The sequence below is a fragment of the Patiriisocius marinus genome, from assembly GCF_008974325.1.
GTDB lineage: Bacteria > Bacteroidota > Bacteroidia > Flavobacteriales > Flavobacteriaceae > Patiriisocius > Patiriisocius marinus.
Window position 1 is genome coordinate 132,428 of the sequence record NZ_BKCG01000005.1, and the last position, 15,546, is coordinate 147,973.

At 32.9% G+C, this 15,546-nt stretch carries 10 protein-coding genes; 5 read left to right on the forward strand and 5 right to left on the reverse strand.

Annotation, left to right across the window (positions count from 1 at the left end; genetic code table 11):
• Nucleotides 1–44 precede the first annotated feature (44 nt).
• On the forward strand, nucleotides 45–2,648 hold the full coding sequence (locus tag GBH57_RS10615) for a DUF6923 family protein (RefSeq protein ID WP_151674472.1): 2,604 nt from the start codon (nucleotides 45–47) through the stop codon (nucleotides 2,646–2,648).
• A gap of 121 nt (nucleotides 2,649–2,769) precedes the next feature.
• On the opposite strand, the gene GBH57_RS10620 is transcribed toward GBH57_RS10615, so the two are convergent.
• Together GBH57_RS10620 and GBH57_RS10625 are read right to left on the reverse strand one after the other, a co-directional pair.
• Entirely contained in the window at nucleotides 2,770–3,807 is a 1,038-nt protein-coding gene (locus GBH57_RS10620; protein ID WP_151674473.1) for an alpha/beta hydrolase family protein, read from the reverse strand.
• A 358-nt stretch (nucleotides 3,808–4,165) separates the two neighbouring features.
• Nucleotides 4,166–6,193, reverse strand: coding sequence for a tetratricopeptide repeat protein (locus tag GBH57_RS10625; RefSeq protein ID WP_151674474.1), 2,028 nt, complete (start codon nucleotides 6,191–6,193; stop codon nucleotides 4,166–4,168).
• Between the two features lie 354 nt (nucleotides 6,194–6,547).
• Here GBH57_RS10625 and GBH57_RS16305 point away from each other — a divergent pair, with 354 nt between their 5' ends.
• The 4 genes from GBH57_RS16305 (at nucleotide 6,548) to GBH57_RS10640 (ending at nucleotide 9,605) form a co-directional block, all read left to right on the forward strand.
• A complete protein-coding gene (locus tag GBH57_RS16305; protein WP_262714256.1) occupies nucleotides 6,548–6,682 on the forward strand; it encodes a hypothetical protein in 135 nt (44 codons plus the stop codon).
• Nucleotides 6,683–6,692: 10 nt separating this feature from the next.
• On the forward strand, nucleotides 6,693–7,988 hold the full coding sequence (locus GBH57_RS10630) for an MATE family efflux transporter (RefSeq protein ID WP_151674475.1): 1,296 nt from the start codon (nucleotides 6,693–6,695) through the stop codon (nucleotides 7,986–7,988).
• Nucleotides 7,989–8,067: 79 nt separating this feature from the next.
• Nucleotides 8,068–8,364 (forward strand): hypothetical protein, encoded by a 297-nt coding sequence (locus GBH57_RS10635; protein WP_151674476.1) that lies wholly within the window; start codon nucleotides 8,068–8,070, stop codon nucleotides 8,362–8,364.
• A gap of 38 nt (nucleotides 8,365–8,402) precedes the next feature.
• Nucleotides 8,403–9,605, forward strand: coding sequence for a glycosyltransferase (locus GBH57_RS10640; RefSeq protein ID WP_151674477.1), 1,203 nt, complete (start codon nucleotides 8,403–8,405; stop codon nucleotides 9,603–9,605).
• Nucleotide 9,606: 1 nt separating this feature from the next.
• Here GBH57_RS10640 and GBH57_RS10645 read toward each other — a convergent pair whose 3' ends face one another.
• The 3 genes from GBH57_RS10645 to GBH57_RS10655 are packed head-to-tail and all read right to left on the reverse strand — an operon-like array spanning nucleotide 9,607 to nucleotide 15,388.
• Nucleotides 9,607–11,121 carry a glycoside hydrolase 5 family protein gene (locus tag GBH57_RS10645; protein WP_151674478.1) on the reverse strand — a complete coding sequence of 505 codons (1,515 nt, stop codon included), beginning with the start codon at nucleotides 11,119–11,121 and terminating at the stop codon, nucleotides 9,607–9,609.
• On the reverse strand, nucleotides 11,118–12,350 hold the full coding sequence (locus tag GBH57_RS10650; protein ID WP_151674479.1) for a hypothetical protein: 1,233 nt from the start codon (nucleotides 12,348–12,350) through the stop codon (nucleotides 11,118–11,120). Before GBH57_RS10650 ends, GBH57_RS10645 begins: the two co-directional genes overlap by 4 nt.
• Nucleotides 12,347–15,388, reverse strand: coding sequence for a putative glycosyltransferase family protein (locus GBH57_RS10655; RefSeq protein ID WP_151674480.1), 3,042 nt, complete (start codon nucleotides 15,386–15,388; stop codon nucleotides 12,347–12,349). Before GBH57_RS10655 ends, GBH57_RS10650 begins: the two co-directional genes overlap by 4 nt.
• Nucleotides 15,389–15,546 lie beyond the last annotated feature (158 nt).

The following is a 15,546-nucleotide window of genomic DNA, read 5'->3' on the forward strand; positions in this document are numbered from 1 at the left end:
GAAGTAAGTCCGTAATTTTGTTCCTATAAATAAATAGAAACGAAATGAAAACTAGAATTACTACATTGAAAATGCTACTACTTTTTTTGAGCTACATTGCTTTCACAAATGTGAGCACGGCACAAAACGAGCCATTTAACTGTGACTATAGCGCATATCTTTTTCAATATAACGATGTGTATGCACTTGATCTTGCCTCTGGTAGTTCATTCCTTGCTGCTGAAAACATTACAGCAGGCAACGTAAATGCAGCAGCATACAATCCGGTAGATGGATATATTTGGGGATACGTAAGTAGCCCGGCCAAATCGATTGTACGAATTGGAAATGATTTTTCTACAACTATATATACAATTGATGCCTTAACTTCAGGAAACAAATACGTAGGTGATATTAGTGCTGATGGAATGTATTATTTTAAAGCAGGAGGTAGCACATACTACACAATTGATTTAGATCCTGAATCAGCTACCTATACTGAGCTAACAAGCACTTCTACATTATCACAAAATATTAGTATTCACGATTGGGCCTTTAATGCTGTAGACAATAATTTATATGCTGTTGAAAAAGGAACAAATACTTTATACCGAATTAATCCTGCAAACGGCGAAATTCGCTCACTTGGCGAAGTACCTATTCTTTCTGGTTTAGACTATACGTATGGAGCTGTTTACTTTGATGCTTCTGGTCGTTTTTATGTATCAGCAAACCAAACTGGAACTATTTATGTTATTCAAAACGTTCAAGAATTAGATGGTGTAACTGCTATGGATTCTAACTTATTTGCCTTTGGTCCAGCAAGTTCAAGTAATGATGGTGCACGTTGTCCTACTGCTCCTGTACTTCAGGAAATTTGTGATAATGGAATTGATGATGATGGTGATGGATTAATTGACTGTGAAGACCCTTCTTGTTCTGGTTTTGGTAACTGTGCAGTTATTGACCCAGAAACTTCTGGAGCTAACAGAGGTGGATTAGAAAGTAACAACAGACTCTCTGATGCAATTTTAAAACGTAACTACAACCGTTTGAAAAGCAATTATAAATTCGATAGAAAAAATGCAAAGAAATTAAAAAAGACTTCAACTTACGGAAACCGTAATCCAATGTCTGATATTGAATTAGAAAACTTTATTCCTCTAACTATAATTGATGAAGACTACGTGATAGAAACTTCGCCAGTTGATCTAATAGATATTACAAATGCAACTGAAGTTTATGGTGTTGACTACATTAGAAATGAAAAGGCAATTGCTTCAATACTTGCACTAAAAACTGAAAACGGTGTATACGAACACACTAAATACATCTGTGATCGTTTATTAGGTGCTGAACTAATTTCTGTTTCAACTATTGAAATTAATGACCAGCAATTTATCAAATCACTTATTCGAAACATAGATGGCACAATTGAATTCGTGTTGAGTTTTTCGGCTAAAGTAACTGCTAACGATTCTGAATTCTCAATTGAAAGTCATTGGAATTTAGACCAATATGAAAATAATACAGAATTCTACAACTTCCAGATATGGTCAAACTCTGTAGATGACTTGTACACTTTGGGAGAAGAGCTACTTAGATTAGTAGATGTCACCAAACCAATAACAGCTTACAACAACAGCACTCCACCTGCAGTATTTGTTAGAAAAGGAACTTATTTAAATGGTACATTACAATTAGAAATTGTAAATACAAATGCTACTCAAGGTGTTACATTTAGTTCCGTATTACGTGCAACAGAAACGAGTAATCAAGAAGATTACACGACAACAATTAACCTTGGTGGTAATTACATTACAAATACTACAATCGATACAGGCAACTTATTTGACATTGGTTTTAGAATTGGTGATGGTGTTGCAATACCAGACGATTTATTTTTATCTGACGGTCCTTGGGGAATTGATGTAGCGCAAGCTGAAACAACTTTAGAAAGCTATGAGGTAACTGAAAACACAAACATCTTCGATAACGATGTATTCCCTATTGAACGTAACATCAATTTACAAGCAACTACAAGCACTTATTTTTCAGCTTACAGAGCTTTAACAGCACGTTTTCAAGCGGTAGACTTAACGCAGTATAATGGTTTAAAATTAAATGCCAGCGGTAATGGTTCATTACAAATTACATTAGTGAAACAAGAAATTGAAAACTGGGAAGAACAATACAAATACACTATTTCTTTAACCGAAACTTTAGAACCATTTACCATTGCTCTAGAAAGTTTTACAAATGGAACAGGTGAAACAATAGAACTACAAGACTTAGTAACAATAGTATTTTCAATGACTTCTGAAGATGGAACAGTTCAAACTAAAGAAATGAACTTAGAAGATATTCAATTTGTAAATGAAAATATATTAGGAACAACAGATTCGGACTTAACACCAGCACAAAAGCTAAAGAATTTTCCAAATCCTTTTAACGGAGTTACAACCCTTAAATTAAATCAACCTAGCACAAGTGTACAAATTACGGTAATTGATATGCTAGGAAGAACAGTTGACACACAAAATATAATAACACAGCAAAATGGTACAGAAGCAACTTATATTAACACCCAATTACAACCTGGTGTGTATAATTACATAATAATAGACAACACTTCGATACAACATAACGGAAGGTTTATAATAAAATAGTTTTAGTTTTTTAGATTAGTTTTGATGTTAAGGCCATCACTGGAAACAGTGGTGGTTTTTTTATGCTGAAATATGAAAGTGATTATTAATTAATCACTTTCATAAAATTGATATCCTTAATTTAGTTCGCTTCACACCATTCTAAAAAATCTTTAAGTACAACATCCCATTTCTCTTCATATATTTCGTTTTTAGATTCTGGCATTATAGAAAACGAATGATCTAAATTAGGATACACTTTAAAAGTCAAGTTATTCTTACCTTTTCTAATAAACTCAATTGGGATTAAATAAGCCGATTCTATTGGCACTGCCGTATCTTTTGCGCCATGTGCAACATATATAGGAACCGTAATTTTCAATAAATTATCTATTGAAGGCTCCACAGAAGAACTCCATTTTCTATAGGGATGTCCCAGCCATTTTTTAGTTAAACTTTTAGGGTGTTTATAGATGTCCTTTACTTCAGTAAAAATTTTTTCAATCTCTATAATTGATTCTTCTTCCGTCATCTCTCCTCTTTGAACATATTTTCTAACATCGAGGATAAAATCATAGTACTGAGCATTTCCACCGCCAGCAAAATACCCAATATTTGACACTCTATCATTAATTGTACCTAGTTTAGCTACAACCTCGGTACCTTCTGAATGTCCAAATGCAATAATTTTAGTTGGCTTTTTTAAAAGGTTATCAGAAAGATAATTTACAACTTCACTTGCTTGCCAAACTCTATAATCTAAGGTGTCATTTATATAAAATGAGTTTGGAGCAATGAAATCGTTTCCAAATATTTCAAAAGGAATATCTTTCTTTGAGATTGTAACTAACAAATAGTCTTTAGGAAAGTTAGCTAAATCAAATGGTATTGTTTTGTGAACTTCGAGGTATTTTTTAATCTCAGGCTTTCCTTTTTTAGGATTACTGATAGTATCCACTTGTCTTATTATTTTATAAAAAGGATCATTACCTGATCCTTGAATATACAAAAGAACCCCTTTTTTTGAAGCTACTTCTCCGTTAGAATAAGTATGGAAATTAATTGTATCCTTATTTTTTATAATTGAATAATGCTCAAATTTATTTTCAAAGTATTTTTTTTGACTAAAACTCTCATTGATAAAAATCAAACATACTACTAACGAAAGAATAATTTTCATAATCCTATTATTTCCCAAAAGGACTATGTTAAATAAAGACTGTTACAATATAATATTGTAAACCAATTACATTCAATTCAAAACGTTAGTTAAAACATCGTTATTAAACTTTCTACAAACGTACTACTGATAACTTTTAGAAAATTTCAGAAGCATATATTAAGCGTTGAATTATTAATAATGAATTTAAAGTTTCAGAATAAATATTGACATTATATACTATATTTAAACAAAAAAACACTTTTAGATCTACAAGTTTGTAGTTCTAAAAGTGTAACACTATAAATTGGGGAGAAGCGTATTTCTTTATTTAAACACTCTGTAACAACTATTTATTAACAGTTTTTAAGGTAGTTTTTTATAAATTGAATAGTGGACCCTCAAGTATTTGCCATCTTAGTTTTAAACCTAGTTCCATAAATTCAAAACCAGAAGCAGTTGCAGATGCACTGTTACTATACTTACCGTAGGTCATTACTTGAAATCTTGGTGTAAAATCGTATGTTGCTTTTGCTTCAAGTCTAAACAATGTGGTAGCTTCATCATCTTCAACAAACTGATATCCTCCAGCAGCACTAGCACTATAACTAAATTTCCCTGTTGATCCGTTTGCTTCAACAAATACCTCAACTGCTTGATATATTGATGGGCTAAAGTAAACCGTTGGGACTTGATCTTTAAAACTTAAGTATTGGTAGTTAATTCCTCCTTTTACAGCAGGTGCTTTTGAGAATGAATAGTAAAGAGATGTAAACAATAAGTTACGTGAGTTACCATCAGTTTGTTGTGTGTGCATTAATCCTGTATACCATCCTAAGTTAATATTAGTTCCCATATTATAGTTTAGGGAATAGTTATTCATAAATATTTTTTGGTTTATTAGGTCGGCATTAAAGTTTTGTAACATACGGCTATATCCTACCTCTAGATACTGTAATGGCAATGGTCTAGATTTAACAAATATACTTCCATTTACATCACTGTATTCTGCAGCGTTTCCGTTTGCTTTTAGAAAACCAAGTTTACTTTCAACCCAAGTATTGTTTAATACTCTATAATTAGCCCCTAAAGATACGGATGTGTTGTATGCCATTGTGTTAGTAGTCTCATTTTCAGTTTCACGGTATTCATATTGAAGGGTAGTTTTAAAACGTTCACTAAAAGGAACCTCAGCTCTTACCATTGCAGTATATGCTACGTTGTCGCCATTATCACTAGTTGTAGAAACAAGAGATTCAACTACTGGCGCAAGGCTATTTTCTATAGTTTTCATTAATGTTATAGCATCTTTCTGGTTTGGATAAAATTCAAGAGTACGTTGAGCGTACTTATACGCTTCCTTTAAATTTCCTTGAGCTCTTAATGCATTTGCAATCCCTAAGTTACCATCAAATGACGTACTATCTTTTTCCATCATCTGGCGATATTCAGCAATACTTTTAGCGAATGTTCCTGTGTACATCCCTACTGTTGCCTTAAGTGCTGCAACTGTTTTGTTTTCTGGAAATGCAACATCAAGTGCTATAATTTTATTTTTAGCTTGCTTGTATTTACCATTCCAAATTAATGCTTGAATATAACGTTCGTTAGCACTTAAAACTTGAATACTATCTGTTTTAGCAGTAATTAAATTTAATGCATTTTCAGAAACTGTAAGTGCCGTTTTATCTTTTTTGTCTAAATGCTCTACTAATGAGATACCTATTAAAGAAGTTATTGAATCAGTTATTTGAGTATATGCTTCCTTTGCATTTACAAAATCCTTTTGTGCAATATAGATGTTTGCTAAGTCACGTTGTGTAGCTTCATCGTTCGGGAATTCTAAAAAATTTGTTTTTAATAATGTGATTGCTTCTTTCAAGCTATCATTTGTTTTTAATGCTGATGCTTTTCCTAATTTCATATACTTTCTAGAAATTAAAGCATTACCATTACCTGGTTGAATGTTTAACGCCTTGTCAACCGCCTCAATAGCTTGATCATATTCTTTTAAGTTAGATAAAGTGTTTGCATACCCTAAGTTTGCAGAGAAGCTAGTAGTGTCCTTTAGAACCAGTGTTTGATAAAAAGTTTTTGCTTGATCGTAGTCTTTATTCCATAATAATGACTCAGCGTAATTAAGTGCTACTTCAAAATCTGTTGGGTATTCTTCTTTTAAGTTAGTGAACAATGTTTTCGCTTTTTCCGTTGTACCGTTTAATCCTAATGCACGACCATAACATAAACGAGCAGTTTTATTATCAGGGTAATCTTTTAATATATCATTAAAATATGTAACGGCCTCTTGGTATTTACCCGTTTCTAAAAACGTAAACCCAGTGGTCATATCTTGTGCAGAAAGTGTTACACTTAAAAGTAATGCTAAAGTAAATCCTAATAATTTCATTGTAGTTATTTTATACCTGCAAGATACGTTTGGACTTAAGTGTTTCAATCTTAGCATTCCTGCAACTCGTCTATACATTTCGTCGATTGGTGGACAGATTTTTATTTAGAAGGTCAATTATCTAGAATTGAGCTACAAAACTGATCAATTTCAAGGTGTTTTGAAGGTATTTTTATAGGACTTAAATAAAGCTATTACCTTATTATAGTATAGCTTAATCTATTTACAAGAAGAGATTTCGCTTTAAAGTCAGATTTGAACCATTCGTCTACATCAAAATTTGATTGAACGAAATTCGACGATTCTTCATTGGTCATCAATGCATCTTTGCATCATAATTAAAACAGATACAAAATGGGACTTTCAGTTATTAAAAATACAAATTCATTAAAAGTAGTTCACAACGCAAGAGGATTTAGCTCAGCTCAAAAACTACAAGTTGCTTACAGGAAAGTAGAAACTCCTGTAATCAAATTAACTTTTTGCTAAAATAAATACCATGCTAGCACGAGTTCAAAACTTATCGAAATTTCTTACTCCTGAAAAGGTTTTTATCATTAGCGCAATAGTAGTAAATGGAGGAAACTATGCTTACAATTTAATACTTGGAAGAATTTTAGGACCTCAACAATTTGCTGATGCTGCTATACTTGTTACATTGTTATTAGTGGTGTCATTTGTTGCAATGACATTCCAATTAGTTGTCGCTAAAGGTATGGCTGAGCATACAGACAGAAATGTATCTGCATTTATCAAAAAAGCATATCGATATGCATTAGGATTCGGAATTTTTGTTGGCGCACTAGTGGTTGTATTTTCAAAACTATTGAAAGACATTTTTAATACCCAGTCACAAGTTATGTTTATCATATTTGGATTAGCTATTCCTTTTTACTTTTTAATGAGCGTCAACAGAGGAAAATTGCAAGGTGTAAAATCGTTTACAAAACTTGCTGCTACCTATCAATTAGAAATGCTTTCAAGATTCATTATTACTTTGGTTCTTTTATTCTTCTTTAATATTGACTCCTCATTAGCTGTTTCAATTGCCATTGCAATATCTTTCATCGCCGGAATATTTCCGCTACAAAAAAAATCATTTTATATAAAATCACAACTTTCGATTAGTAATGTAGAACAAAAATTACTCATCAGGTTTTTTATAATAACCGCTTGTTACGAGCTAACTCAAATAATTTGCAATAACAGCGATATACTTTTAGTCAAACACTTTTTTCCATCGTATGATGCAGGTTTATATGCTTCACTCGCATTAATAGGTAGAGTAGTATATTTTGTAACCTGGATGTTTGTAATGTTATTGCTCCCTACCGTAATAGCTAAACGTAAAGAAGGAGAGAACACGGTTCCGGTACTTATAAAGTATGTAACCTATATAAGTATTCTTGCTGGTGGGATTGTTGGGTTTACATTTCTCTTCCCTACATTTTCAGTTACAATGCTTTTTGGTGAGGACTACATAGCAATTGCTCCATTATTAGGGTGGTATGCATTAGCAACATCGTTTTTTGCAGTCTCAAATGTCTTTGCCTATTACTTCCTTTCATTAGATAAATACATGCCAATTATCATTGCATCTGTATTAGGAATAGCACAAATAATTTTAATAACACTATTTCACGAAAACCTGTATCAAGTTGTAATAATGCAAGTTATAGCGATGTGTGCTTTATTAATAGGGCAGTTAGGGTATTTTTTCATCGGAAATATTAAAACCGAAAAACAGCTTAATCGCAAGCTTACTTCCACTCATCGATACAAAAATGCAGCCTAACGATAATTGAAAATTTAAAAAGGGTTAAACCTAGATCTTTGTACTATCAAAACAGATAAACACTTTAAAAAACAATATTATGGCTCTAGAAATTAAAAATACAAACGGAGAAATTAACATTAATGGAAACGCTTCAGAAGGACAAATAACACAAGTAAAAAATTATTTAAAAGCATTAATGACTATAAAGGATAGTGTGCTATTAAATATCCAACAAGTAAAAGAAGGTCAAGAATCATTAATCAAAATGATCGAAACTATTAAAACTGAAATTCAAGATTACCAAACAATATATTACTACGGTGTAAGTAGCTCAAAAGTGAAACAACTTTACCCAATTAACCAAATGCCAGTTAGAATATACCTAGCAGCATAATACTTAACCATAGTCAACTTATCTTAAAAAACATTATCATGAAATTAGCAATTGTTACCGCATATCCCCCGAGTAAAGTAACCTTAAATGAATATGCTTACCACTTAGTAAAACATTTTCGCCAACACCAAGAAGTAACTGAATTAATCCTTCTAAGTGATGTAACTCCAGAAAGCGCAGATATCACTTTCGAAGAAGATGGTTGCAAAATTACAGTTAAACAATGCTGGAAATTTAATGGATACAGAAACGTGTTTACAATTGCAAAAGCAATAAAAGCTACAAAACCAGATGCTGTATTATACAACCTTCAATTTATGAAGTTTGGAGACAAAAAAATACCTGCTGCATTAGGCTTGTTCTCTCCTTGGCTTACTAAAATGATGAAAGTAAAATCTATTGTTTTATTGCACAACATTATGGAAGCAGTAGACCTAGATAGTGCAGGATTTGCTAGCAATAACTTAAAGAAAAATGTATTTAACTTTATAGGCGAAATGCTAACAAGAGTGGTACTTAAAGCTGATAACGTAGCTGTTACTATAAGCAAGTACGTAGATATCTTAGAAGAAAAATACAATGCTAAAAACTGTTTACTTATTCCACATGGAACTTTTGAAATTCCTGATGAACCAGACTATACAGTAGCAGAAGGACCATTAAAAATTATGACTTTCGGAAAATTTGGAACCTACAAAAAAGTAGAAGTACTTATCGAAGCAGTTGAAATGGCTAGAACAGTTACTAGAAAAGAATTAGAAATTGTAATTGCAGGAACTGATAACCCTAACACTCCTGGATATTTAGAAAGTGTAAGACAAAAATATAAAGATGTACCTAACATTACATTTACAGGGTACGTTGCGGAAGAAGATGTTCCAGTTATTTTCTCTGAAAGTGCAATGGTAGTTTTCCCATACACATCGACAACAGGTAGCTCAGGTGTGTTACACCAAGCTGGAAGCTATGGAAAAGCAGTGATAATGCCTAATCTAGGAGATTTAAAAACACTAGTTGAAGAGGAAGGTTACAAAGGATTATATTTTGAAGCAGAAGATGTAATAAGCCTTTACAAAGCAATCAATGAATTAGTAGCAAATGAAGCTTATAGAACGCTAATCGCTCAAACAAATTACAGAGCTGCAACAGCTTTGCCAATGTCAAAAATTACTAAAATGTACTTGAATGCATTTCAAGACAAAGCGCTAAATACTGAAGTAAATTCAATATTAGCTGCATAAATTATCGGTTTTTAATTATAGAATACGACTTACTTTTCGCCCCAACGAAATCAATTAAACCGAAATATGCCTGCTTATGTTTACGCCAAGGATAAAACCCGGCAACACTGTTTGGAATTTCCCCAAAATCAAACAGAGTCCAAGAGAGATAGTTGATACTATCTCTCTTTTGTATTTCTAAAAAATGAGCATAATAAGCTGCTTGATCATCTTCATTACTACCTAATGGGTTCCATAAACCGTGATAAGTAGATAGCCCCATTTCTTGAAGAATTATAGGTTTATTAGTACCTTTTTTTATCTTATTATGCGCTTCACTAAGCCCATCTAAGTCCTTATAAAAATGATACGAAACATAATCAACCTCATCTTCTAAAATTAAAGCTGTTTCCGGTGACGACCACCCAATAGTTACAGGGTGAATTGAGTCTAATTGTTTTAGTTTTTTTAATGTTTGAGATAACCAAGAAACAACACGTTGTTCTCCCCTATTTTCAAAATCTAAATTAGGCTCATTTTTAATATCCCAACTTGCTAAAGCTTTATAATCCTTAACCGAATTTACCACAGCACTCAAATGTTTATTCGTTAAAGTCCAATCTTGAATATCATAATTACCATAAAAGTCAAAAAGAGTTAGCATCACTTTTAAGTTAGCTTTTTCTGCTTTTTCTAAAAGTATTTGAAGTTTTTTTAGTTTCGCTTTAGCTACTGATGCTTTCCCAAAATCTTCATAACCAACAAAAACTCTAATAGTATTAAGTTTTAAATCATTAATGATTTTAAAATCCTGCTCTATTATTGCTGCATCAAAATTTTCACCAAAGGTATCCCAGGGAGTATCCTTTGGGTAATAATTTATCCCTTCAATTGCTGTTGTTTCTATCGTTGCTATTTCAGTAACACTTGGTCTTATTTCATTTGCAGACAGTTTTTCAAAATGTCGAATACGCCAAAAACCATCTTCTAAAAGTAACATAATATGGTAATCATTATTAAAATCGCGTTGTAGAATAAATGCATCATTTTTATAAATTTTCTCTACTCCAGCTACATTTCTATCTGTAAGTATTGCCACAGTTCCATCATCGCTATAAAAGTCTAATGTTATATTATGGCTCAATGTGGTTGATTTAATTTTAATCTGTTCTGCTTGATTTAAATTAATTAACGCCCTTACTTTAGCACGAGCTTTATCCGTAAAATGATCATAAATACCTTGATCATTTCCAGTTTCGAAAGCTTGATTTTTCACATACCAAGCATCAAGATAATCTTGTTCTATTTTTCGCTTATTAGCCTCATCTATAGGCCTCCCTGGATTTTCAATAGAAACCCACGTTACATCCGGACTATAATAAGTGGTCCGCTTCAAATCCAAATGCAACATACTTGCAGGATCTGCTCCTGTATTTAAGTAAGCATACACTTGGCTTAAACCAAAAACCACTGCGGCATTTATAAAAATAAATCCTAGGATAATGAGTATACGATATAGTGTTTTATTTTTTTTCAATCGATTGTTATTGGATATGTAGATTCTAAACCTAAAGTTTTCACCGTTAAACTATAGGTTCCCTTCGGAAATTTTAATGAATCAAGTTCTTGGCTCACATAACCATCTTTAGTTAATAAAATCCAAGACGTTTCATTTAATTGTAATTCAACCTCAACACCATCTTGAACAAGCTGTCCTAAATAACTCGTCAATGGTCCCACTTTCAATGTACTATTATCAAAAATAGCTTTAGGAATTTCTGTGATAATAGATTTAAAATCAACAGTCATTTTTGGACTTTCTGCCATCCCCTTAATAACCGCATTTACTGACAAAGTACAAGGTAATTCTGGATGTAATATTTTAGCAAAAGCATAACCATTAATGGTACTCGAAGTGGTTTGCCAATGGTTATTTTTTTCATCAACAATAAAGAAATTTACAAGTGTTCCATCAGTCATTATGTTTCCTTGTGCATCTTTTATTTGCGAAGTTTTTATTGACATCAATTCATTTCCATCTGCAAAAGGATGTGTCCTTTCGTAATTAATTGAAAAGTCCTGAGCAATATCTGGAAAAACATCTGCCACCAACTCTTTTGACGAAATAACTCCAACGGTACTTCCCGTACTAAGCCTACCTGTTACCAAAGGCGCAGCAATACGTTTCCACCCAAAACCAGCTTTTAATTTCACAGGAGTTTTAACTGTTTGCCCTTTAAATTGATGATTCATTGATATAGCGGTGTCATCTGGCAACATATTGTCTAAGCTATCTGTAGGAACTGTAACTAGCATTGTGTTGTCTCGTTTACTTGCTGTAATACTACGCGGCCCAAGGTAATTTTCTACAGTACCTAAAGATGCAGTTGGCATTAAGCGGAAATCCCCCTTTTCTAAAAAATGCTCATGTTCCATTAAAATCCACTCTAATTGTCCTGCAATTTGTGATATTTCCGAAGGAATCACTACGCGAGCCAGACCACTGTCTTCAGTTGGCTTTAATACCGAAGTTCCAAAAGTTCCCGAAACTATAAACCTTATAGATTCAAGTTGGCTTAATTTGTACTCTTTAAAATTAACGTTAATTCCATTACTTGACACTTGTTGATCTCTTGGAATTTCGATTTTAAATCTCTCTGTTGTAACAGTAGTAGAAACTGTTTTTGGAGTATTACTACAAGCCATAAGAAGAACTCCTAATACAAAAAGGATACTAACTTTTATATGTTTTAAGGTCTTTATCATCGTGGATTTCCTATGTACGAGTTAGTGGTAATTGAAATAAAACGGTATAACTCATTTGTAACTTCAATTAAAGATTCAGTTTTCCCATTATCATTTCTATTCGGAACAATTTTAGCTGAAATTCTACTATTTGCAAGCCCGTTAACTGACACATTATCTAAGCTTGACGAAAGCACTTTTGGGATTTGATTTATTTGTAACGACAAAGAGAATGGTCTTTTTCGTTGTTGTCTAACACTCTCATCAACATATTGCGCATCTACCCAAAGTAATCCACCTTCAGCATCATAATAACTAATTAGTAATTGTGGTATTGTTGCTGCTTGCGAGCTTTGATTGAATAAAAAACCATCTAAAATAGCTCCTTCTTGTTTTACACTTGATGGCGCAGCAGCTTGATACAAATCGGACGTAGCTACATTCGCTTTTACTTGAATACTGAAGTTTACAGGCTCAATTACTTCGGAATCTACCCAGGCTATAGATTCAAAATCTATTCGGTATGGTGTAGTCTCTTTCGCAAGTAGCTTATGTTTTATTACATCTTTTGCATTAAACCTAGCTATTTCAACGTTTTCTTTATCGTATAAAATACCAGTTACAGAAACATCAGAAGGTATATTATCTACATTTTGAAGCTCTCCTACAATAGCGTATGTGGTATCTAATTGTACCAATTTAGCAGAAAGCACTTCTATTACAGGTTGTTTTAACACATCCTCATGATGCGTTTTCTGAGTAGTTATTTTTCGTTTTCCGTGATTATAGAATGATGTTGCACTCTCTATTACCAATTGATCTGGCGGAATATCTGGATCAATATCTTTAGGTAAAATATACCATTCCCCTTTATCTTTTCTAAGACTTAAAGTATCGTTTGTTTTAATTAACTTTAAAGGTGTAACCCAGTTTGCAGCTACGTAAGCCAAGGCGGTTGGACCTTTTTCTTCTACAATTTTAACCGAAATACTATCCATTTTAGCATACGAACTTAACAATCCATCTGATGTAGATATTTCAAGCATAAATTGTGATATATCATAATCACTCTCTGGATCAATATAAGAATGCGCTCTTTCAAACTCTTTAAAATCCAACGCATCATAGTAAGCAGTTACAAGATTTTTAGCACTCGCCTGTGTTGCATTAGCTGTATAAAAATGATAGACACCAAATAATATGATTCCAGTTAAAATAACAGCCCAAACTGCTGAAGCTATAAATATCACTCTATAGTTTTGTTTTCGTACTGGCTGAAACGAGAAATAAATAGGGTGGTATTCTTTTCCTACTTTGAAAGATCTACTCCACATAGATTTGAGTAGTAAGAATATGGCTATAAATACTGTACTAAAAGGAACGATTCCCCATAATAATTTTTGAAATAATGGTACATCGTCTTTTGGAAGCAAACTTGGTAATGGCGTAATACCTGCCTTTTCCCAAACCATAATACCGTTTTCTAATAAACTTAATCGATGCCACCCTGTAAAGTACAGCAATGGATCGTAAAATTTATCATTAGAGAAAACATATTTTAAATGGTACTTTTCAGGAACAGTTAGAAACTGTTGTAACGAGCCTATTCCTTCTAGACCTTGGTATTTTGAATTTTCTAGTCGCTCTACAGCTCTTGAAGTAAGCTCAGGCAACCTTCTTGCTGAATGGTAATTTCCATCTACTGTTGTAGCACTTGTTTGTGCTGAAAGCCATGCCATTTGATCTCCAAAACCTAAAGGAAGGTAACGCCACATATCGTGATCATCTTCATTTAAAAAATTAACAATAGGCAGCATGTTTATAGTATCAGGCTGGCTAGGTCTAAACTTCCCTAAAGTAATTGTAAAAACTCCAATAAGTATAAACAACATTGCTAATGCACCACCAGTGAGGCGATGAATAATAGGCCCAAATCTTTTTTGAAATGCATCTTTATAATCTCCCTCAACAAAACGATAACATAGCTCACCAAAAACAGGAAGTGCCATTATTGAGGCCCAAAGTGTAAATCTATCTAGCGTTAATATGTTGAAGGCATTTTCACCTAACATATATCTTGGAATCACAGTTGTCCCTCCTGTTCCTAGAATAAACAATAAGGTGAAAAAGATCCCGAAAAACAAAAGCCTTTTACTATAATATCGATAAAAGAAATAAGGTAAAAAGACTAATAAAATTCCCCACGGAATTACAAAAAACACTAATCCGGATGATGTTACTTCTATAAAACTATCTCGAGACCCATGTGGAATAGGTACTTGAGTTATAGGGTTATTTTTTGTGTTTATCCAATATGGAAGAATACAACCTACTATAAGCACTAATGAAGAACCTCCAAAAAGTAAAATTCGTTTTAAATGTTTCCAAAACGTTTTTAAAAATACAGTAAACGTAATCTCTTTATCACTATTTACTTGCTCTCGAGAAGCATCCATAAGTACTAATCCTATTAGTGGAAATATAAAAAATATCATCCCAAAAATAGGTGTAACATGATGCGAACAAACTGTAACCGCTAATAAGGCTAGCGATTTAAAGAATGCCCCTTTACTTCCTGTTTTAAGCCAAATATAAATTTCCGGAAGTGTATGTAATAATATAGAGATACCTATTATACTAGGTAATTGTCCAAATATATGTAGCGTTTCTACAAAGGAAGATGAAAATACAGCTAAAACTGCTGCATAACCTGCTACTTTCTTATTAGGTATAAGCACTTGAGTAAATCGATATACTCCTGTGATAAATAGTACCACTCCTATAAGTGCCACAGTAAACATCCCAAATTTCAATCCACCTATGTGAGACAGTGCTCCTATACTTTGATGCACTAATGGTGGATACCCCATTACGGTAAAGCCAGTGTACCAACTATAATTCCAAGGTTCAAACCAACTCATAGAGTAATGGTTTGCGAAAAATAAATGTATTAATGCATCATATGTTCGCTCTAACGTATAGAACATAGAAGTTCCATGGAATATAATTCCGAGTAGAATTGCTGTAATTAAATATTTATTAGTTCTAGATGCAGCCATTTATTAGTTAGATGATACTGTATTAAATCAACTTAGCCAAAGATACAACTTTCGATAAATGGTCTATCCTTCGATGAACGGTATCTGTCGACAGCTAAATGTTATCCACCGAAAAAGCAAAAAAACAGCTTCGATACCCAAGTATGTTTGCAGTGTAA

Bases quoted from the DNA above. Each gene is read 5' to 3' on its own strand.
- GBH57_RS10615 (WP_151674472.1), top strand. From the start codon at position 45: ATGAAAACTAGAATTACTACATTGAAAATGCTACTACTTTTTTTGAGC.
- GBH57_RS10620 (WP_151674473.1), bottom strand. From the start codon at position 3,807: ATGAAAATTATTCTTTCGTTAGTAGTATGTTTGATTTTTATCAATGAG.
- GBH57_RS10625 (WP_151674474.1), bottom strand. From the start codon at position 6,193: ATGAAATTATTAGGATTTACTTTAGCATTACTTTTAAGTGTAACACTT.
- GBH57_RS16305 (WP_262714256.1), top strand. From the start codon at position 6,548: ATGGGACTTTCAGTTATTAAAAATACAAATTCATTAAAAGTAGTTCAC.
- GBH57_RS10630 (WP_151674475.1), top strand. From the start codon at position 6,693: ATGCTAGCACGAGTTCAAAACTTATCGAAATTTCTTACTCCTGAAAAG.
- GBH57_RS10635 (WP_151674476.1), top strand. From the start codon at position 8,068: ATGGCTCTAGAAATTAAAAATACAAACGGAGAAATTAACATTAATGGA.
- GBH57_RS10640 (WP_151674477.1), top strand. From the start codon at position 8,403: ATGAAATTAGCAATTGTTACCGCATATCCCCCGAGTAAAGTAACCTTA.
- GBH57_RS10650 (WP_151674479.1), bottom strand. From the start codon at position 12,350: ATGATAAAGACCTTAAAACATATAAAAGTTAGTATCCTTTTTGTATTA.
- GBH57_RS10655 (WP_151674480.1), bottom strand. From the start codon at position 15,388: ATGGCTGCATCTAGAACTAATAAATATTTAATTACAGCAATTCTACTC.